Source organism: Pectobacterium sp. IFB5596 (genome assembly GCF_021432585.1).
Taxonomy (GTDB): Bacteria; Pseudomonadota; Gammaproteobacteria; order Enterobacterales; family Enterobacteriaceae; genus Pectobacterium; species Pectobacterium punjabense.
Window position 1 is genome coordinate 293,518 of sequence record NZ_LXFY01000023.1, and the last position, 21,046, is coordinate 314,563.

21 protein-coding genes and 1 tRNA gene are annotated in these 21,046 nt (G+C 47.5%); 8 read left to right on the plus strand and 14 right to left on the minus strand.

Annotated elements, in window-relative coordinates:
* Positions 1-70: 70 nt before the first annotated feature.
* Together mqo and mlaA are read right to left on the minus strand one after the other, a co-directional pair.
* Entirely contained in the window at positions 71-1,654 is a 1,584-nt protein-coding gene (mqo, locus tag A6301_RS15005; protein ID WP_107169695.1) for a malate dehydrogenase (quinone), read from the minus strand.
* Positions 1,655-2,016: 362 nt separating this feature from the next.
* Positions 2,017-2,778 (minus strand): phospholipid-binding lipoprotein MlaA, encoded by a 762-nt coding sequence (gene mlaA, locus A6301_RS15010; RefSeq protein ID WP_107169694.1) that lies wholly within the window; start codon positions 2,776-2,778, stop codon positions 2,017-2,019.
* 835 nt (positions 2,779-3,613) lie between these two features.
* Between mlaA and A6301_RS15015 the strand changes: the two genes are divergently transcribed.
* Positions 3,614-3,688, plus strand: a tRNA-Arg gene (locus A6301_RS15015).
* 338 nt (positions 3,689-4,026) lie between these two features.
* Here the strand turns inward: A6301_RS15015 and A6301_RS15020 are convergent.
* Positions 4,027-4,365 (minus strand): cupin domain-containing protein, encoded by a 339-nt coding sequence (locus A6301_RS15020; protein WP_234258139.1) that lies wholly within the window; start codon positions 4,363-4,365, stop codon positions 4,027-4,029.
* A gap of 531 nt (positions 4,366-4,896) precedes the next feature.
* On the opposite strand from A6301_RS15020, the gene A6301_RS15025 reads away from it, so the two are divergent.
* Genes A6301_RS15025 through A6301_RS15035 form a run of 3 tightly spaced genes read left to right on the plus strand, consistent with a single transcriptional unit; the run spans position 4,897 to position 7,143 of the window.
* Positions 4,897-5,523 carry a hypothetical protein gene (locus A6301_RS15025; RefSeq protein WP_234258140.1) on the plus strand — a complete coding sequence of 209 codons (627 nt, stop codon included), beginning with the start codon at positions 4,897-4,899 and terminating at the stop codon, positions 5,521-5,523.
* Between the two features lie 22 nt (positions 5,524-5,545).
* A complete protein-coding gene (locus A6301_RS15030) occupies positions 5,546-6,343 on the plus strand; it encodes a lysozyme inhibitor LprI family protein (RefSeq protein ID WP_234258141.1) in 798 nt (265 codons plus the stop codon).
* On the plus strand, positions 6,340-7,143 hold the full coding sequence (locus A6301_RS15035) for a hypothetical protein (RefSeq protein ID WP_234258142.1): 804 nt from the start codon (positions 6,340-6,342) through the stop codon (positions 7,141-7,143). The genes A6301_RS15030 and A6301_RS15035 overlap by 4 nt, the downstream gene beginning before the upstream one ends.
* 90 nt (positions 7,144-7,233) lie before the next feature.
* On the opposite strand, the gene A6301_RS15040 is transcribed toward A6301_RS15035, so the two are convergent.
* Entirely contained in the window at positions 7,234-7,731 is a 498-nt protein-coding gene (locus tag A6301_RS15040; RefSeq protein ID WP_234258143.1) for an Lrp/AsnC family transcriptional regulator, read from the minus strand.
* A gap of 82 nt (positions 7,732-7,813) precedes the next feature.
* On the opposite strand from A6301_RS15040, the gene A6301_RS15045 reads away from it, so the two are divergent.
* On the plus strand, positions 7,814-9,001 hold the full coding sequence (locus A6301_RS15045) for an MFS transporter (RefSeq protein WP_234258144.1): 1,188 nt from the start codon (positions 7,814-7,816) through the stop codon (positions 8,999-9,001).
* Positions 9,002-9,119: 118 nt separating this feature from the next.
* On the opposite strand, the gene A6301_RS15050 is transcribed toward A6301_RS15045, so the two are convergent.
* The 3 genes from A6301_RS15050 to A6301_RS15060 form a co-directional block, all read right to left on the minus strand.
* Positions 9,120-9,911 (minus strand): NPP1 family protein, encoded by a 792-nt coding sequence (locus tag A6301_RS15050; RefSeq protein WP_107170248.1) that lies wholly within the window; start codon positions 9,909-9,911, stop codon positions 9,120-9,122.
* A gap of 219 nt (positions 9,912-10,130) precedes the next feature.
* Positions 10,131-10,892, minus strand: a complete 762-nt coding sequence (locus A6301_RS15055; protein WP_234258145.1) for a hypothetical protein — start codon at positions 10,890-10,892, stop codon at positions 10,131-10,133.
* 128 nt (positions 10,893-11,020) lie between these two features.
* Entirely contained in the window at positions 11,021-11,287 is a 267-nt protein-coding gene (locus tag A6301_RS15060; protein WP_215484593.1) for a hypothetical protein, read from the minus strand.
* Positions 11,288-11,804: 517 nt separating this feature from the next.
* On the opposite strand from A6301_RS15060, the gene A6301_RS15065 reads away from it, so the two are divergent.
* Entirely contained in the window at positions 11,805-12,344 is a 540-nt protein-coding gene (locus A6301_RS15065; RefSeq protein WP_234258146.1) for a hypothetical protein, read from the plus strand.
* 104 nt (positions 12,345-12,448) lie between these two features.
* Here A6301_RS15065 and A6301_RS15070 read toward each other — a convergent pair whose 3' ends face one another.
* The 6 genes from A6301_RS15070 to A6301_RS15095 form a co-directional block, all read right to left on the minus strand.
* The gene (locus A6301_RS15070) at positions 12,449-13,021 is read right to left on the minus strand and encodes an alpha/beta hydrolase (RefSeq protein WP_107170244.1); all 573 of its coding nucleotides are present in this window, start codon (positions 13,019-13,021) and stop codon (positions 12,449-12,451) included.
* A 69-nt stretch (positions 13,022-13,090) separates the two neighbouring features.
* Positions 13,091-14,473: an ATP-dependent RNA helicase DbpA gene (dbpA, locus tag A6301_RS15075; RefSeq protein ID WP_107170243.1), complete on the minus strand. Its 1,383-nt coding sequence runs from the start codon at positions 14,471-14,473 to the stop codon at positions 13,091-13,093.
* A 120-nt stretch (positions 14,474-14,593) separates the two neighbouring features.
* A complete protein-coding gene (locus tag A6301_RS15080) occupies positions 14,594-15,328 on the minus strand; it encodes a molybdate ABC transporter substrate-binding protein (RefSeq protein ID WP_234258147.1) in 735 nt (244 codons plus the stop codon).
* Complete coding sequence (locus A6301_RS15085) at positions 15,325-16,095, minus strand: ABC transporter ATP-binding protein (RefSeq protein WP_234258148.1); 771 nt, start codon at positions 16,093-16,095, stop codon at positions 15,325-15,327. The genes A6301_RS15080 and A6301_RS15085 overlap by 4 nt, the downstream gene beginning before the upstream one ends.
* 1 nt (position 16,096) lies before the next feature.
* Entirely contained in the window at positions 16,097-17,116 is a 1,020-nt protein-coding gene (locus A6301_RS15090; RefSeq protein ID WP_234258149.1) for an iron ABC transporter permease, read from the minus strand.
* Positions 17,113-18,177, minus strand: a complete 1,065-nt coding sequence (locus tag A6301_RS15095; protein ID WP_234258150.1) for an ABC transporter substrate-binding protein — start codon at positions 18,175-18,177, stop codon at positions 17,113-17,115. The genes A6301_RS15090 and A6301_RS15095 overlap by 4 nt, the downstream gene beginning before the upstream one ends.
* A gap of 336 nt (positions 18,178-18,513) precedes the next feature.
* On the opposite strand from A6301_RS15095, the gene A6301_RS15100 reads away from it, so the two are divergent.
* Together A6301_RS15100 and ypdK are read left to right on the plus strand one after the other, a co-directional pair.
* On the plus strand, positions 18,514-19,539 hold the full coding sequence (locus A6301_RS15100; RefSeq protein ID WP_107170238.1) for an LLM class flavin-dependent oxidoreductase: 1,026 nt from the start codon (positions 18,514-18,516) through the stop codon (positions 19,537-19,539).
* Between the two features lie 407 nt (positions 19,540-19,946).
* Positions 19,947-20,021, plus strand: coding sequence for a membrane protein YpdK (gene ypdK / locus A6301_RS22505; RefSeq protein ID WP_099606229.1), 75 nt, complete (start codon positions 19,947-19,949; stop codon positions 20,019-20,021).
* A 141-nt stretch (positions 20,022-20,162) separates the two neighbouring features.
* On the opposite strand, the gene A6301_RS15110 is transcribed toward ypdK, so the two are convergent.
* Positions 20,163-21,011: an A24 family peptidase gene (locus A6301_RS15110; protein ID WP_370642233.1), complete on the minus strand. Its 849-nt coding sequence runs from the start codon at positions 21,009-21,011 to the stop codon at positions 20,163-20,165.
* Positions 21,012-21,046 lie beyond the last annotated feature (35 nt).

The following is a 21,046-nucleotide window of genomic DNA, read 5'->3' on the forward strand; positions in this document are numbered from 1 at the left end:
ACCGTAGAAACACGATAAAAAAAGGCCGCTTTCGCGGCCTTACTTACGTTGTTATTCCAATTAATACCAATTACTCAGGCTTAACCTCAATATAATCCAGATCCAGCGTGCTGCTGGTGTAGCGACGGATTTTATTGGTCATTTCAATATTACCGTCCAGCTTCTGACCATAAGACGGAACAATCTCTTTCAGCTTGCTTTGCCATTCTGGCGTCGCCACTTTATCTTTAAACACTTTTTGCAGCAGGCTCAGCATAATCGGCGCTGCAGTTGACGCGCCCGGAGAAGCTCCCAGCAGAGCGGCAATCGAGCCATCCTGTGAGCTGACGATCTCAGTACCCAACTTCAGCACGCCACCTTTATCATCATCTTTCTTGATAATCTGAACGCGCTGGCCTGCAATCGCCAGTCTCCAATCTTCTTTCTTCGCGTTCGGGAAGTATTCCTGCAATGAAGCGAAGCGATCGTCATCATCCATCATGACCTGACCGACCAGATATTTCACCAGATCGAAGTTATCCAGACCGACGTGCGTCATCGGCATTACGTTGGAGAAGGTCACAGAACCGATAAGATCCCACAGCGAACCATTTTTCAGGAATTTACTGGAAAAAGTGGCAAATGGCCCAAACAGCAAGACTGGCTTGCCGTCAAAAATACGCGTATCCAGATGAGGAACGGACATCGGTGGTGCCCCCACAGAGGCTTTGCCGTACACTTTTGCCATGTGGCGCTTCACGATTTCCGGGTTTTCTGTCACCAGGAATTCACCACCAACCGGGAAGCCGCCGTACAAATCGGCCTCAGGAATACCGGTTTTCTGCAACAATTGTAGTGCCGCCCCACCCGCACCGATAAAGACGAATTTTGCCTTAATCACGCTCTCTTTTTCGCCGTTCTTCAGATCGGCGTAAGTCACGCTCCAGCTGTTGTCTGCATTACGCTTGATATCACGCACTTCTGAATTCAGATGCAGCGCAAAGTTGGACTTGGTTTTCATCGCACCAACTAACTGACGCGTGATTTCACCGTAGTTCACGTCAGTACCGATAGGCATACGGGTTGCTGCAATTTTTTGAGCAGGATCGCGACCTTCCATCACCAACGGAGCCCACTCTTTGATCGTATTTGGATCGTCAGAGAACTCCATGCCACGGTACAGCGTACTATGCTGCATCGCATCATAGCGGTGTTTCAGGAACGCGGTGTTTTCGTCGCCCCAGACAAAGCTGATATGCGGCACACTGTTAATGAAAGCGTGCGGATTATTCAGCACACCATTTTTCACCTGATAAGACCAAAACTGGCGCGAGACTTCAAACGCTTCGGTAATTTCCAGCGCTTTGCTGATATTGATTGGGCCGTCGGGATTATCCGGCGTGTAGTTTAGCTCCATGAAGGCCGAGTGGCCCGTACCGGCATTATTCCAGCCGTTAGAGCTCTCTTCCGCCACGTTATCCATACGCTCAACCATGTCGATAGACCAATCTGGCTGTAGCTCTTGTAGATACACGCCCAGCGTAGAGCTCATAATCCCCCCGCCGATCAGTACCACATCCGTTGTCTTCTCTGTCGTTTTAGCATCTTCAGCCATCGCCAGTGGGGTGCTCACCACCACGGTCAGGCAGAAGAACATAGCAAGTAGTTTTTTCATGCTTATATCTCTATTTTTATAAGTGCAGGTAAATAGAATTTCACGCATTCATTAACACACGACCATGCCACCATCGGTAAAAGGCATCATTCTTATGACCTTTTTGTTAATCACCTCGCTAACAAAAAAATCAGCGTGCTGATGCATTTCAACCACCGTGAGCATCAATAGCGGTTAACGACGTTGCATTATTGTTATCTGACGAAAGGAAATAAATTTTAGTAAGTAAATAAATGGACAACAAAGTAATAACTTTTAAGAAACAAACCACAGAATCAGTGGGGTAACGATAAGTTTAGCAGTGTTTTATAAAAGCAAAAGGCACCCGCAGGTGCCTTTGAAATGAGCAAAAATATGCTGGGCTAGTTCGCTGAATCAATCTCGTCGAGCGAGTCTTCAATCGCAGCGGCATTCGGATTCTGCTGCGGGGTGATTTGCCCATCGCTGGCAAGGAAGTCATGCCGTTGGAAGTAGGCTTCACGCATCATCAGATACGGATCGGAAGAGTTACGCAGCAGACCATCGGAATCCAACAGTTGCGCTCGCGTTTCTAGTCCCTCGATAGCCCACTTACCCGCAGACATCCAGAACGTCAGATAGCTCAGCATCGGATACAGCGTATCCACAACGTCACCGCCATCTTCACGCAGGGTAGCACTGCCGTAGCCCGGCACGACCAAATAAGGTCCATAGCCCACGCCATAATTACCCAATGTGCTACCAAAACGACGAGACTCTTCTTTCGCCAATTTAGGATTAGCCATCGACGCGACATCAATCAGACCGCCCATCCCAAGCAAGCTATTCAGGAAGAAGCGGTTAAAGTGAATCATCGCTTTATACGGCTTGCCTTCAATGAAATAGTTTACCATCGTCGCTGGCTCTTCCAGGTTACTGAAGAAGTTCCCCAGCCCATTGCGCGCGGGCTTCGGCACATAATCGCGCCAGGCAACAGCGGCCGGACGAACCAGATAAGGATCTAGGACGTCGTAATTGAAGTTGAACATGGTACGGTTAAAGCCTTCAAGTGGATCAGAACGTCCTTCTTGAGCGCGATCCCCGGAACTGGCGCAGCCGATCAGTAACACGCTGGCAAACACCACCCCACTCAGGCGGTAATTCATATCTGTTCTCCCTGATTTATAGTGTGCTATACCTGTAATACTTCAAGCCGCATGTGCGTTGGCTGCGTTACTCGACACACTCGTGTGTATCTCGCCCCCTTGAGGCCGCTGCAAGCCGCGCTCAAATCTGCTTTTAGCAGATTTGTCAGTCACCCGAATCACTTACCTGAGTAAGCTCATCGGAATGAAATGAGAGACATCCTGTCTCTCACCGGAGGCCAGCCGTTGGCTGATCAAATTCGTTCTCGACGAATTTGACCCTCTCTTGCCGCGTTACGATGCTCATCACTGAGCATCGCTCTGAGAGCCAACGCTCTGCGTTGTTCAAAACGTTAACGTTTCGTCCTGCAACTTGAATTATTGGGGGTATATACCCGTGACCGAAAATGGGTATTCCCACTATCAGCCCAACCTATCAAACTGGACGATAAGGACGGGATATCGGCCAACAGTGTAACATTTTCTTGATCTATCGCTACGCTGGCTTACGTATTACTGCCTTTTCAGAGGCTTGCCATTTTTCTTATCAGGACAACACGCGGTATCGTAACAACGCGCTCCCCTGCGTGGACGACAACACGGTAGTTCATTGTTCCGCTCAAAGCATAGCACTGCCAACCTAAATCAGTGAGGCATAACGCGTCATCCCACCTTGTAAAAAAGACGACGAGTACATCTTTAGAAGATGATCATACCCTGCGAGAAAAAGAGAAGGACGTAGAGAGAAATCGAGGAAAAAGAACATGCATAAGGCTCTGATTGCCGACACTTTGAGCAAACGCGCAGTTAAGTGCTTATTCTCAGAGCCAAAATGCGTATAATGGCTGCGCTTCACGTCTCCATAGTTAAATGGATATAACGAGCCCCTCCTAAGGGCTAGTTGCAGGTTCGATTCCTGCTGGGGACACCATAATCTCGCCTACGCACGTCCATCAAAGTCTATTTTTTCCATTCTATTCATTAAGTTAATACAACACGCGAGTCTACTTAACCCTACTCCGTTTTACCGGAGTCTACGCTGTTTTGTTGGTATAAATGTTGGCATAGCAAGTTCGATAATGCAGATACCATCACTGTGGGAGATTTTCTATGATGAGCCACCGTATAGAAAAAATAGCTGGCACCGTTGGTGCTGAAGTACAGGTTGTACACTTTTAGTTCATTTTTCGAGTTCAACACGCGGCACCAGCTAAATTAATATGCCTATACGCTATAAGTAGCGAATCGGAAAAGGGTAATAAGCGTATTTTATAGAAGGTCGATACGGTCTCCCCGAGTCGTAGGGTGTGATACCACAATGAAATCAACATCATTATCTGATTCATTTTTGGCCCGATGCCTTGTGCCCGGAGGAATTTCAACGCCTTGATGTTTATTGATTATGTGCTCTGAACCTTCTAATTCAATGGTCAGGGTTCCAGAGAGCACAAAGAAGAACTGCCTCGATTCTGAGTGATAATGACGTTTTTCCCTAGTTCCTGATGGCATCCTTTCATGAATAATACTCATATCCTGTCTTTTGACGAGATACCATCCATCACAACTATCTCCCCAAACGTAGTGCTCTGCGTTATCCTTCGAAATCATTGAGTAACCTCCTTTTTATGCGTTAACGTTGTTATAACGTGGCCGTTATATTATTAATAACAGATGACCAAGGCCAAGGGTAAGGATTAACAGAAAATTCTGAACATCGGCGGTTCACATGTTCATATCCAATTCATTGGCGTGAAATTTTGACCGATTACGACAAGTGGTGATTTATAACGGTACTAACAGAACAGACTAAGCTATTCATTGCTTAAACGTTAGACACATCGGCAGCAAGAGAAAGTGGCGAGAAAAGAACAACGCGACAGAGCAGCATTAAACCTAAAAACCTCATCCTTATTTCCTTGATTTATATGTATACCTGAAGATTCAACATACTGACAATGAATCAAGTATCATTTGAATGGCACCTAAATTGTCCTGACAGGACGGAGCACGAAACGTAGCAGACGTCCCAATAAAGCATCGATAGTGGCTTGAATAACAAAGAATATATACTTGCAGCCATAAATATCCTTATAATATCAATAAAATTTATTCACTATTTGTAAGGAATGTGTGTTTATTATGAAACGGAATTATATAAAAAGCGGCATTTTACCTTTTCTTTTTCTTCCTCTCTCCATTGGGGCACATGCGCAAGACTTCTCAACGTTTGTTACAGACTTCACCACGGTGTTGCAAAAGAGTAAATTATCACAAAAAGACTATAACCAATTCATTGAACTCACTGATTCCTATTTTGTTCCAGCTAACTATGGTGTAAGCATAGCGAAAAAAGATAAAGTCAGTTATAAAAACAACGAAATAATGCCAAAACTTGAATCTGACTCCAGTTTTATATTCAATGGTTCAAATGGAAAATCAGCTTTTATTTCATTTCTGCAAGAAATAAAAAATCTACCGCCGTCAGAAAAATATTTTGAAAAATCCTACACGGATGCAGGTTTGGTCTTCGTCATGAATTACTATATGCTGTCATCAGGGATTATTAATATCCAGATGGACACCGTTTCTCCTCCGGGCCTCAAAGGAATTGTCATCAATATACTTAACGAAAGGGAATCTGAACTTAGACAAGAAGCAGGCGAAAGGGCTTATATCTATCAATTCAAAAAAACAAATGAGACCTATAAGATGGTCAGCGCCAATGCCTATTCATCTTCAGATAAACGAATCTGCATGTCCTGCTAACGTGATTTCAATGGAATTGAAAATGATAAAAATCATAATAAAATCTCTATTATTGATAATAGTTTCATCACACTATGTTAATGCAAATAACCTTGTGTGCCGTAGTCCTCTCGTCATGCAGTCGTTAATCAAAGAAGATCAAGAGAAAGCACAACCCATCAGCGATCGTGTATCTTTAGAGACAATTAAAAAAATTGAATTTGAATATGACATCATTATCACAAAACTTAAAACAAAAAATAATCTAAGCTGCTTTGGCAAAGCCAAGATAAAAATCCCATCCACTGTGTTAGATTTTTTAAAATACTATCCGCTTATGGATAATGGAGATCCTAAAGCAAAAAGCATTTATCTTCTCACTATTCCCCCCCACAAAAAAGAAGCTGAATACATCGTAGTAGACCGTGTTTATTATAATGTTCATATTGCTGATAATCAGCAAGAAACCAATATTATGTATCCACATGATGAGGCAGTCTCGCGCACACTTTATGGACTGGCCTGGTTACAAGAAAATGCAGCAAGGCTGGAAGATCAATCACCACGTTTTAAATATAAAAAAGCAATCATAGAGTTCACTGAGGCTGATAATGCATTAAATATTTATTGGAGTAACCTACCCGACTATATTAAAGGGCAGATGAAAGAGGATGCACGGCAGTGGATAAAAAATAAAAATAAAAAATGCGGGGCAATAAAATCCATCTCAAATCAAAGCCACTCTCTGGAAGATCAGACAAAAATTTATACCTGCCAACAACAAATGACTAGGGAAAGGCTGGTACAGCTTGGGTTGACTGAAAACAAGGACAAGAGATGAAAAAGCTCTTCTATGTCATGGTTGGAATTATCCTCACTTGCACGTCAGCATATGCCAAGGAAGACTTTCAATGCAGCGATCTCAACGCAGTGGAAGTCGTTAAAAAAACGTTTTCCGACCGTGCAAAAGCACTGTTCTATAATTCTTCTTCTCAATCTGTTGATACTGTGAGCATAATTTATTCTAAATTATCAACTCAGCCACGCTGGGGAAAGGCGTTTTCATGTAGCCTACGGATTGAAATTCCCGTAAGTCAGGAGATTATCGACATCATTCTTAATGAAGACGATCTTTTGTACACAAAAGATGAAATGGATAAAATTAGCAATAACCTTTTTACTAAAACAGGGGAAAGCAAAGATAATAGGCTCAGTAATAACAAGATTGTCATTCCGTCATTTTCCTACGATCTCAGTATTCTCGATAGTGAAAAGGAAATAAAAGTAGAAAAGAAATCCTATGATGCTCTATCCAGAGCAATTTATGGTGTCGCCTGGCTCAGTGAAAATGCCAAAAAAATCACAAAAACTGCACAAGAGAAAACGCTTGAAAATGAAAAAGACCAATATCTTTTCTTTTTCACCGACGTATATGGAATATTGGAAGACGCACCTGAAGACATAAAGAGTAAATTCCACGCGTCTCAAGAAACATGGGTTAAAGAAAGAAATAAAAAATGCGGCAATATAGAATCGTTAGAAGCGAATAATCATTCAATTAAAGAACAGATTCATGCTTATCGCTGCCATAATGCAACGATGAGTGAACAAATATCAAGTTTAGATCCAAGCGAAGGGTAATAGTCACACCTATGTTGCTTCAGGCTATTGCCTGCTATTTTAGCAATAGCCTGAATATAAACCTCTCGTCCTACTGACTCAACCAGACAATCAGCTATCGCTCGGCTGTACAGGGCGCTCAAGATAGGTCGACAACACAATGTAAGATCGTGTTGAGCTAACACCAGGCACCGCGTAAAGCTGAAACAGGAGCTTTTCCAGCGACTGCGCGTCTTCCGTACGAATCTTGAGGATCAGTGCTGCATCGCCAGCAACCGAATGCACCTCTTCAACATCAGAATTACGCGTTATCTCCATCAGTTCTGATGACACGCCCCAACCGCTAGTATCAACATGCACAAATGCCAGAAGGTTCTTTTTTATCGCGACAGGATCGAGCAGCACAGCCGTTTTCCGTATCACACCGTCGCGCCGAAGCCGTTTCACCCGTTCATGGGCGGCAGGAGCCGAAAGCGCGACTTTTTCCCCTAGTTCGGCATAGCTCAGCGTAGCATCGTCGACCAGTTCTCTTAATAATCTTCTGTCTGTGGCATCAATATCCCGAGTAGGAATGGCTTTTGGCTTAATATCATCTTTATTTATTTTCATTCTCTAATTCCTTATTCAAAACTAATTCTGTTTGGTTAATAGTATTTTCTCCGAATCATATTAAGCAAAAAGTGAAATTTCAATGTCACCACATCAACATGCCGAACATCATGCGAATTCGCGCACGCTTCGTGTTCCTAGCGCGGCTTATGTCCTGACGTTCTGCATCGGCGTGATTGGATCAAATTCGTTACTCATGGGCCCCATCGCTCCCGAGCTTGCCACATCATTTAAGAGCGTCACACAGTCAGTCATGCTGGCCTCAGCTGCGTTTGGTCTGGGAACCGCGCTAAGTGCTCTGTTTCTGGCACGATACATCGATCGATTCGGTGCCTTTAGGATGTTGAAGAACGCGATGATGCTGCTGGTCGTCGCCTTGCTTTCCAGTGCGATTGCTTCTTCCGTTGAATGGCTGATAGCCAGCCAGCTTATTGCAGGTATTGCATCCGGCGTAGCGATTCCCGCGATTTACACCACCGCTGCGGCAATCGCTCCCAAGGGGCTGGAAAGTAAAACAACGGGTGTTGTTCTTACCGGCTGGACATTAAGCCTTGTTGCCGGTGTTTCACTCGCGTCGATTCTGGCAGAGCAGTTTCACTGGCGCATCGTTTATCTCGGGATCGGTGGGCTCGCCGTTTTGGCTATCGTCATCCTTTCCCGTTTGAGCAATCGAGATGAAAACGTCATTCGGGTTTCATCATCTCCCCTGGCAGCACTCAGCGTGCCCGGTGTGAAACCGTTATTAGCGGCATGCGGCGGATTCATGACCGCCTTTTATGGGGTTTATGGCTATCTGGGCGACTATCTGTACCACGGACTGCACCAGCCGTTGAGTGCTAACGGCCTGATCGCACTTTGCTACGGTATCGGCTTTGGTTCCGCAGCTTTTCTGGATGCTATGATAAGTAAAGTGAATAGCAGAGTAGCTATGCCAGCCTCATTTCTTACGGTTGCGGCGGTGTACCTTATTTTCGCGCTGTCAGGAAATAACTTATCAACGGTATGCGTGCTGATGCTTTTTCTGGGTACCGCAAATCACCTATGCGTCAATTTGCTGATCACCGGGTTAAATACAACCGATGCATCGAAACGCGGTGCCATCATGGGGCTGAACAGTGCCGTGACCTATTTGGCTGTCTTTGCAGGAAATACGTTCTTCGGTGCTCTCTATCAGCATTGGGGTTATACGACGGTGCTATATACTGCGGTAGGTTTCGTGGTGATCTCCATCCTGTTTACGTTACAGATTAAAACAACAACCAACCTGTGAAATACATTAATACCTGCCTATAATTTATTCATCAATAGGTTATTCCATAAGAATTTTATCAGACTGAAAAGTGCGAAAATAGGAAGAGGTATGTTTGACCATACCTCTCTTATCATAATTATTTTGATGCTGTTAGGCTGGCAGCGGTAAATTCTGGATAACCAGCCGGCCGACCATTATTCAGATTATTCAGGAAATTATTGTCTTTAAGAGGAATCGAGGCCGATCCATAGTCAAACGCGTTTAATCGGTTCCGCAATTCCTGATTATTAATGCCATCACCGTACATTGAATACCAACTGATAATATCTGGCGTGACAAATTTCTTATATGGATTTTCTGCTTGTTCATTCGTTTTAGAAAAACGGAAAGCGTGGGTTAATGCACCATCTTTGTGATAAACAAATTTCAGATGCCCATCCTGTTTATCGATGCTCGCCGCATCTTTGGTCGTCAATTTACCATGAGCACTGTAGCTACCATGCGTTACTACGCCATTTTTAGTCCAGATCGCAACATGTTCCCAATCATGGCGGTGGCCTGAATTTACACCGTTCAGTATCTGATCTTTTAAAAAATAGAGCGCGTAGAAGCTGCCACAATAACGGGAACCACCAGAGTTAACACAGGCATATCGATGCAGTGTATTTGATGAGTCAAGAAAGTTACTCCATCGGCACCCACCTGTTATATTTCCCGATGGTTTAAGCCCACCGTTTTGTACACCATTACGGCTCACTCCGGCGCTGGGAAGACAACCATCAGAATCAAAATCAAATACCGGTGCAATCGCCCGTGCATCAATTCCAGACGGCAAGGTTTGGTTTAATTTAGGGAAAGTATCTGCATGCGAAGAAAAAGTAGCGAACAATATTGAGAATGCCAGACTTGTTTTCTTTCCTGAAAGCATATTAATTCCTTTAGTAAAGAATAACCGTTTAAAACCAATACCATCAATAGCTACAAAAACTGTACCCATGATGAAAGCGTAAGAAGATCCACTTTTAACAAGAAAAAAGAGGAAATCAAAATCTTTTATTTTCAACAATGAAGATGAATATATTTAGGCTGCAAAATAATATAGGGAACTTATATAATAGTCAGCAAGTTCCCTACCACGTTAGGACGCTTACTCTCCAAACACGTCATAACGCTGATTTTTCGCATCAAAACGATATTCCAACAGAATATCCCCTCCGCCGTGGGAATAGCAGTTCAGCATGATGCTGCGATTATCTTCGCCGTTCTCAATATTCATATAAACCGGGGTCATGAAAAAACCGAACTGGCATTGTTGAAAATCAGGTTTAAGAAGCTGATCGACATTGCCGCTCTTCTTGTTAATCGCCTTGATCCCCTCAACAACCATCCCCGTATCGCTGTTTTGATACACTCCGACGAAACTGTGGGTTTCCGTTTGTCCCCAGAAAGGAATATCGACCTGCCCTTCTACCTTGGCAGGTTGCTCGCTATCGTCAAAGGATGCGACACGCCGTAAGCTAACATCATAACGCGCTTTTCCGTTCGACCACTCGCCGCGGAGCTCTTCTCCCGTTTCCGTTAATTTAAACGGGCAATGTGTCATATCCATGTCAGACTTAACGCCCTGAACGATATATTTATCATAATCCTGAGGCGTATGAATTTCGCAGATCTCGAGCGACGTTTCCGAGAGTCGACCATACAGAGGGATCGGTGCTCGGTATTTATCGTAAAAGTAACTTCCCAAAAGATTCTTATCTTGGTCAATACCGTATTTCTGCAATGAAAAATGCACCGGATAAGGCCCAATATGGCCTTCGTAATTGCTCACGACATACCAGCCAGCATGCGCTCCCCATGTTGCCGTCCACAGTCCACAGGCTATTAAGGTTGATACCGCTACTCTCATATATTCACCTTGTCTACCCGTTATACCTCAAGCCACATATACGTTGATTTTTCTGCAACTCGTGTTATTTAGTGTGTAATCATAAAGCGCTGTTGTTCAAAAACGGCGAACACCTGTCGCACATCCCTTTAATCATGCTGGCAGCAGGGACAGATTTCTACCTCAGAAACCGTCATGGCCGTTGTTCCCTGACAATCCCATTCGACACGTACCGGCAGGCCTTCAGGCTCCGAGTGGTGCAGATACTTATTGACGGGACTTTCCGTCATACCACTCACCACTTCAGTGGCGATAAGCTCATCACCGACAAAAATACGGGCTGTCGCCTGTGAGGCTTCGCGCGTTTCACCGGATTGCCGATACAAATAGTTAACCGTGAGTTTAATGCTGGGCATAGCACTTCTTAACAGGGAAAAAACAAGGAAAACAGTGTATCGCGTTCACTCGCGCTTGTAGAGCACATACATAGCAAGCGGTATCCCCAACCCATGCTAATACCATGATAGTTTTCTATTTTTTAAAAATAGAGGGATCTGGTCACATAAAATCGCACAATTGGTAATCAAAAAGTTAAATCTTATGCCTTTTGGATATTAATGAAGCAGAAAAAACAGCCGATACACTTTTCGATAGGGTGTTTTTTAATGCAATTGCATTTTGCATAAATAGTGTTTGGCATAAATACTGTTTTATCGTGTTCTGATTGAACCATGTCGTTAACGTCATCGTGTTGAATAATAGGAAATTATACTCATCGGATTGATGCCTCTTCCAAGTAAGATAATTAACTTGCTTATGTTGGCGGCACGAGTTTTAACAATGGCGCATTAACGCATGTGGTTTTAACGCACTGAAGTAACTCACTGGTAAAACCATTACCAGCATTAAATAGATATAAGAAGGAGTTATACTGTGGTGATTCCAGATATTCAAATCGTGAGTTCAACAACCCCGGCGACCATGCCTCCCATTGGCGCAGCCGCTAATCCAACTGTCGTTGCAGCCATCAGCCCGGGGAATAAAACCGACACATCAGCAAATTCCGACTCGCAAAATATGCCGGGCTCGAACGAGAGCACGAAGGTCACACTGTCGTCTCAAAAGAAGCGTGCTACTGAAGAGAAAGATGTCACTCCACCTGAACAGGTTAAGGCACAGCAGAAAGTTGCCACTGAATATTCTTTGGCGATGACGGGTATTCCTTTGTATAACGGTAAACTTGTGTCCGTGGTTAAATACCCAGATGGTAATTCTGAAATGTTTGATGCCTTTACAGGACAGCGCATCACACAGGAAGATTTGGCTCTCATGAGCGCACTTCATAGTTCTGGTGGCGAGCAGGTATTACATTTTGAGAGTAAGACGTCATATAGCAATTTATCTGCGGCCGAAGTTTATCAGCAGATCCAAGAGATGATTCATGGTTCAAGCGGTCAGGAAGATCAGTCTTAATAATAAATCGATGCCAAGACAAATAAACCCATTGCCCTGGCATTAAAGAAAAATATAACGCTATCTTAATAATACAGAATGGCTACTTAATGGAAACTGGCCGATTAACGATTAGCAACGAGCGCTTGCGAAAACTCAGTTAATCTTGTCAGGCCATATTCCCAGGGACCAAACCCCGCTTCCGCATTAATATGCCCCGCCTCGCCGACATCAACTAACTCACTGTTCCACGCCTGCGCCCAGTATTGGGCGCGAGTGAAACTCATTAACGGATCGTTATGGCTGGCAAATGTCAGCGCAGGAACCGGCAGCGGCGCTGCCTGAATGCGATCGTCGATTTCAAAGCGCAGGGGCTCGGCAGGAGCCACTAGCATGACACCAGCGATCCCTTCCTGACCCTGTTGCACGATATGGCAGGAAGCCAATGCACCGAAGCTGTGACCGATGAGAATCACAGGCTGTGTACAGACGCCGATCTCACGGCGGATCGCCAATACCCAACGGTCCAGATCGGCCTGATACCATTCCCGCTGACGTATACGGTGCCAGTGAGGAAAACGCCGTTCCCAATGGCTTTGCCAGTGTTCGTCATCGCTGTCTCGCAACCCCGGCACCAGTACCATCGTTAGCTGCTGGCTCACTTCAGCAAGCCGCAGATCGATTTCTGTTGTCTGCATCCGTTCTTAACACTCCTGTCTGTTACACCGTGACGCTCATCCTACCCTGCCAGATCGATTAAATACCGGTTACTTTAACAATCTAGCCTTACAGCTTTTCCCTTTGATTTTGCCTTTCTGGAGCTGCTGCAACGCACGTTTAGCACTGGCTTTACGGATAGCCACATAGGCATGCAGCGGGAACATATCTATTTTACCAACTTCCGCCGCCGTTAATCCCGCATCGCCAGTTAATGCGCCAAGAATATCACCGGGACGAATTTTGGCTTTTCTGCCACCATCTATGCACAGCGTCATCATCTCAGGTTCGAGCGCAACCTCACCACTGCGGCTAATCTCATCCGCCGACGTCCACTTAATGCGCATACCGAGATAGTCTTCAATCAGATTAGCGCGATTCATTTCCTGTGGCGTACATAGGCTGACAGCCAGTCCCTGCGTACCCGCGCGCCCTGTTCTGCCAATACGGTGCACGTGAACTTCAGGATCGAAAGCCAGCTCAAAATTCACCACCAGCGCCAGCTCTTTGATATCAAGACCGCGAGCCGCAACATCGGTTGCAACCAGCACGCGGCAGCTGCGGTTAGCAAAACGCACCAGCACCTGATCGCGATCGCGCTGTTCCAGATCGCCATGCAGCGCCGATACGCTAATCCCACGCATGTCCAGTGCGTCAAATACGCTCTGGCAATCGCGCTTCGTGTTGCAAAACACCACGCAGGATGCTGGCTGATAATGGCTCAGAATGGCAATCAGCAGCGGCAGCCGCTGTTCTTTCGTCGTCTCATAGAAACGTTGTTCAATGGCCGACTCTTCCACATCATCTGCAATCTCAAAACGTTGCGGCTGGCGTTGAACCCGTGCGCTGATCTGTTCGATCTCTTCCGGGTAAGTAGCGGAAAATAGCAGGGTTTGACGATCGGACGGCGTATAGGAAATCACATCATCAATGGCGTCAGTGAACCCCATGTCCAGCATGCGATCCGCTTCATCCAGCACCAGCACTTTCAGGCTATCCAGAGACAGTGACTGCTTGCGTAAATGATCCTGAATACGCCCTGGCGTTCCGACGACAATATGTGGAGCGTGAACCAGCGAATCGAGCTGTTGCCCCATCGGCTGACCGCCACACAGTGTCAAAATCTTAATGTTTTGCGCAAAACGCGCCAGACGACGCAGCTCTTTGCTAACCTGATCGGCCAGTTCACGCGTCGGACACAGCACCAGTGCCTGAGTGGTAAAGTCGCTCACGACAATACGATCCAGCAGCCCAATCCCGAATGCCGCCGTCTTGCCGCTACCGGTTTTCGCCTTGGCCCGCACGTCCGCGCCGCTCAGAACCGCTGGCAACGTCGCCGCCTGAACGGGCGTCATATCGGTATAGCCCAGTTCATTAAGATTGGATAACTGCTCTGCCGGCAGCGCGAGGGAAGAAAAAGAGGTTGTGCTCACAGTGATTACTCTACCAAGGACGAAATAACAGAAGGTGACGCCGAGCCAAAGAACGGCGCAGATATGCCGCAATCATAGCAGAGTTCGCCATCGTTGACCGATTTACCTCCCGTTCTCCCGCTAAAACAACGAGGCGAACCCTCTATTCACCAAAAAATCCTGTCCTTCGGGTGACAAAAGGTAGTTCGCCAGCAGTCGTGCTTCACGTCGGGCTGGCTTCATGATGGCCAACATGTACTCAGCATCAATCCGATAGGGATCGGGTAAGTGAACCACATGCAAATCCGGCTGATTGAGCAGTAATGGCAGATAGCTGGCATAGCCAATGTGCATATCACTCTGCCCGGTACGAATCAGGTAGCTCCCCGCCGTCATCCCCGTCGGAATCGCATGGTCCAGCCCCCCACCCACTAACGGTTTCGCTTTGTCTCGCAGCTGATTTCCCCAACCCCGATGCAGGCGTTCGATGCGATCAAAGAGTTGAAAAGCATAATCCCCACCGGGATCACTGCCGGGCGTTGAGGTAGAAAGCACAAAACGCGGGTCAAGCAGCGCCATCAGCCAGGATTGCGTGGTAAGTTCTGCCACATTACGCATGACGATGCAAAGGTGATTGCGCGTAAACACAGAGGTTTCCTCCGCCAGCCCCATCGTTTTCAAGCGCTGCGGATGTGCACAGTTTGCCGATGCAAAAATATCTACCGCGTCGCCGTGCATTATTTTTTCGCTCAATAGCCCGGCCGGGCCGAAAGTCGACATCACCTCCACCGCGTAGCGTTCACTGAATGTCGTCAACAAAGGAGCAAACGCGAGGCGTAGGCTGCCAGCTGCATACAGGCGAAGAGGGTCGCTCATGGTCGCTCCGTCATGGTTAATATCGGTATCAGCGCGCGATACGGCTGCGGCGCGATTTCCACACAAACCTGCCGTACCGGGATGCCGTATAAACGCGACAGGTTAGCCTCCGTCAGAACCTCATCGCTGCGGCCATAAAGATAATGCTGATTGTCCATCAGGAGCAGCGCCTGCTCTGCAATTGCTAACGCGTGGGAAGGATCGTGCGTGGTCAGCAGGATGCTCAGATGCTGCGTCCTTGCCAGATCCTTCAATAGCCACAGCACCTGCGCCTGATTTTGTACATCAAGCGCCGCCATAGGCTCATCCAGAATCAACATCTGACACTCTGATGCCAATGCCCGTGCAATTAACACAAGCTGCCGCTGCCCGCCGGACAACGCACTAAATTCACACTCGCCAAGCGATGCGATGCCCAGCAGGTTCAGCGCATGCTGAGCCACGCGAATATCATGCGCAGAGGGCATGGTAAACAGCCGAACACGCGCGGCGCGCCCCATCAGTACCATATCCAGAACGCTGTAGGAAAACGGTGGGGTAAATATCTGTGGCACAAAACCAATACGCCCCTCACGCTGGATTGTCCCAGAAAGCGGCGATAAGTGGCCCAGTAAGGTATTCAGAAGCGTGGTTTTCCCTCTGCCATTCGCTCCCAGAATTGCCGTCACCTCACCTTCCCTACAACACAAATTTAGCGGTGAAAAAAAGCCCCGCCCCTGTTGGTAGCCATACACGAGTTCTTCTGTCGATAACCTGATAATAGACATGCTAGCGTCCTCGCCCCTGGCGCTGTGTTTTATACAGCAGCACAGCGAAAAGTGGTGCGCCAAGTAGCGCTGTCAGAATGCCCAACGGAATCTCGGCTTCACTGAGATTGCGAGCCAGATCGTCTACCAGCACCATAAAGCCACCACCAAGCCACAACGACACCGGCAACAAACGGCGGTGGTCGGCTCCCACCAACATGCGCGCGACATGGGGGATCACCAGACCTATCCAGCCGATACTACCACTGACCGCCACCTGAGCAGCCACGATGGCAGCACACAGACTCAAAACCAGCCAACGCAACGGCTGTACGGCAACACCCAGCGCGCGCGCATCCTGCTCTCCCATCGACAACACGTTCACGTGCCAGCGCAGCCGCAACAGCAACCCACCCGCAAGCGCTAATGGCACCGCCACCGTCATTAGCGAGTTCCAGTGTGCGGTGGCAAAGCTACCCAGCAGCCAGAACACGATGCTCGGCAGCTTCTCTTCGGTATCCGCCAGATATTGCATCAGGCTGACCAGCGCCCCAAAAAAGCCGCTGAGGATGACACCTGCCAGAATGAGGATCAGTACGTTCTGTTTACCGAATGCGGCGGCCATCATGAAAATCAGCAGGAGCGCCACCATGCCGAACGCAAACGCAGATAGCAGCAAAAACAGCGGTGTCCAGCTTAATAGAATGGCCAGCGTGCCGCCAAAGGCTGCGCCGGCGGATACACCAATAATATGCGGGTCGACCAACGGATTACGGAAAACACCTTGCAGCGTGGCCCCGCTCAGCGCCAGCGCCGCACCCGCGCACCAGGCTAATAACACGCGGGGTAAGCGGACACTCCATACTACTTGCCGCTCGATATCTCCAAGTAAAGGATTGTCGCCAGACAGCGGTTCGGCAAGGATCTGGACGATGCGCCACGGGGATAAGCTAAAGCGCCCGAGTCCCAGCGAACATACGGCAATCAACAGCGTGAGCACCACCACTGTCAGCAACGTAATCCGGTAAGTGCGATAGCTCATTGTGCCGCAGAGGCTTCCGTGCGGTAGTCCATACGGTAGAAGCGTTGGTAATACTCATCCGCGGCTTTTTGCATATCGATATCTGCGAAACGTTCGGGATACAGTTTTTTCGCCATCCACAATTCGCCAATCGCTAACGCTTCCGGCATCGGGTAACCCCAGGCTTTGGCATATTCGGGCATCAGATACACACGATGCTGTTTCACCGCATCAATCGCCTGCCAGGCCGGATCGTTGACGATCTGCTTCACGACATCTGGGTAGCGATCCTGCACAAAAATCACCTGCGGGTTCCAGGTCAATACATTTTCAATCGACACCTGTTTGAAGCCTTTTATCGAGGCTGCCGCCACGTTCAACGCTCCCGCATGCGACATCATCAGGCCGGTATATTTTCCTGAACCATAGGTTGTCAAATCTGGGTTAGCCATATACACGCGGATTCGCTTTTCTTCTGGGATGGAATCCAACCGCGCACTAACGTTCTGCCGCTGCGTAAAGGTATAATCAATCAGCGCTTCCGCCTGTTTTTGACGCTCAACCACGTCACCAATCAGCCGAATCCCTGCCTTGAGCCCTTCGTTATACGCGGTGTTTTCATCACCCATCGTAGGATTGATCTTGTCGGCTTCTCCCGGTTGATCCTGACGTAGCGAGATCGCCACAACCGGAATCCCCGTCCGCTCAATCTGTGAAATCATTTCCGGCGGGGCATAGTTAGCAACAAAAACCACCTGTGGCGACAGCTTCAGCAGGCTTTCAATATTAACCTGCGTGAGATCGCCCGGCAGCGGTAGAGCCGCCAGACGCGGAGCAAGCCGCAAATAATGCTCTCCTAGCTGTTTCTTCCAACTGGATAGCACACCGACCACGCTATCCTGTGCATCCAATTGCACCAGCAAATTGAGTGTTTGATGCTGCAACACCACCACGCGGTTAACATGGTCGGGAATGGTCACATTGCGCCCCAGTTGATCGGTGACCTGACGCGCCGCCCAGACGTTGGAAAACACCAAAAACAACCCGGTAAACCACAGTGTGTAGCCAAATTTCTTTATCATGTTCTTATCCTGATTTTCGCTATATATAAAATAATACAGCGTCAGCGAGAAAGAGAATACTGATCTCGCTCATAATAATATTTAGATACCAACTTCGAGGTAGATAAGTGGGATTGCGTGTTCCCTAAAGGTTATTTACGGGAACAAATCGAGAAATCATCCGCTCAACACCCCCTTTACTCTGCAAACGATCGCTCAGATAAACTGAATTATTACGTTAAAAAAATGACATTTATTCTCATTATTAATCGCGTAGAGTAATCACACTGTGGCGTTACGCCTTGCTACGCGCACGCTTATGCTAAATATCTCGCTGAATATAAGGATAAATACCCTATGAAGAAGATTGGATTTTTATCATTTGGCCACTGGACACCGTCGCAGCAGTCCGGCACGCGTTCAGCGGCAGATTCATTACTGCAATCCATCGATCTTGCTGTCGCAGCAGAGGAACTGGGCGCTGATGGCGCTTATTTCAGGGTTCATCATTTTGCCCGCCAACTGGGTTCACCTTTTCCACTGCTGGCGGCGATTGGTGCGAAAACCCGCAGCATTGAAATTGGCACTGGCGTCATCGACATGCGCTACGAAAACCCACTGTATATGGCTGAAAATGCCGGTGCGGCCGATTTGATTTCAGAGGGTCGATTACAGCTCGGTATCAGTCGAGGTTCTCCTGAGCAGGTCATTGATGGCTGGCGCTATTTTGGCTATCAGCCTACAGAAGGTCAGTCCGAAGCGGATATGGCGCGACATCATACTGAGGTATTGCTGGATGTGCTGCGTGGAGAAGGGTTTGCAAAGCCGAATCCGCAGCCCATGTTCCCGAACCCACCGGGTCTGCTACGTCTGGAACCTTATTCTGAAGGGCTGCGTGAACGAATCTGGTGGGGGGCAGGATCAAATGCAACGGCGGTATGGGCGGCGAAGCTGGGAATGAACCTGCAAAGCTCCACGTTGAAGGATGATGAAACTGGCGAACCTTTTCATATTCAACAAGCACAGCAAATTCGCGCATACCGAGCTGCCTGGGCTGAGGCTGGACATACACGCACACCGCGCGTCTCCGTTAGCCGGAGTATTTTTGCACTGATGGATCAGCGCGATCGCGCCTATTTCGGCGGGAGCAGTAACGATAGCGATACCGTCGGTTTTCTCGATGAGAAAACACGCGCGATTTTCGGGCGCAGTTATGCTGCTGAGCCAGAAACACTCATCCAACAGTTAAAACAGGATGAAGCAATTGCTGAAGCAGATACGTTATTGCTGACAGTGCCGAATCAACTCGGTGTTGATTACAATGCGCATGTTATCGAAGCGATTCTGAAGCATATCGCGCCTGCGATGGGGTGGAGAGAGTAGGCTGCCAGTCACCTAAATAACTCGCCTGATGATGAGCTGATAACAATACAATTACTCGACTATTAATGAGGCGTTACTCCTAAGATAGCGCCGTCAAAAATCGGGGGAATAAGGGACGATTTTCACCGGAATTCCCCCGAATTTCCCGGCCTCAGAAGCGACGCAACGCTTTTTAATGCTATTTTGAAAATATAGTTTCTGGACCTCTTGAATTCCCCCCCTCACTCGGCGTAGATTTAGCGCCGATCCCGTCATAACTAGTGTGATTCTGGTGATGACAACGGGAAGAATTACCCTTCGGCGACGTTCTCCTGTGGTGACATCGTCGGCTGCGTAATGACTTCCTTCCATAATAAAACGCACAATCGGGATCGTTGCTGGCGTGGTTTCTGCTGGAGAATAAATCGGTGAAGTATTTTTTTATGGGTATCTCATTCTGCTTAGTCGTTTGGGTGAGTACCTTTATGCTGATGGTAGAATAACCTGTCATTTGCCCGGCAAAGATGTCTTCGCTGAAGGGCACACACAGAGATAAAAAAGGCTGATGGTATTTATACCCTCAGCCTATTTTTATGCCTGTTATTCGCTGTCTAATAATGATTCAGCCATGTCTTTGTCATTATCTACAGATTGACCCCATTCATTATCACGCTGAACACGCCGCCAAGTGCCAGCCAGGGACCAAATGCCAACGGTTTATCCGTCCCTTCTTTGCGCAATCCGCGCCAGACGAGCGTCACAACCAGCCCGCTTAGCGCCGCTACCAGCACTAAATTCGGTAATGCCTGCCAGCCCAGCCATGCACCCAGCGCAGCCAGTAACTTGAAATCACCGTACCCCAGCGCCTCTTTGCCTGTGGCATATTTAAATCCCCAATAAAGTAGCCACAGCGACAAATAGCCGGCCATGGCACCTATCACCGCATCGTTCAATGAAACAAACGTTTCCGATAAATTAAACAAAAGTCCCATCCACAGGAACGACAACGTGAGTACATCCGGCAACAACAGCGTTTTTATATCAATAACGGTCAACACCAGCAGGAAAGACAGCAGAATTAACGCTCCCCACAGCGCCATACCGGGAACCCATAGCCAACCCGCCGTCAGAAAAACCAGCATGGTGATAGCTTCCACTAGCGGATATTGCACAGACACCGGTTGATGACAACAGCGGGAGCGTCCGCGCAGCAACAACCAGCTGAACAGCGGGATGTTATCTTTCACCGCAATAGCCTGCCGACAATGTGAACACGCCGAAGGCGGCCACCACAGGTTATAACGCGCACTATCACGACCGGAATCCGTCACTCCCATCTGAAGATCGGTATCCTGCTGCCAACGTCGTTCCAGCATAATTGGCAGGCGGTAAATCACCACATTCAGAAAACTGCCAATAATCAGCCCCAATACACCCAGCATGCTAAACCACCATGCAGGAAACACCTGTGCGAATTCCCTTAAATCATCCACGTTAATCCCTGAGTATTGATAAAGAAGTGGTATAG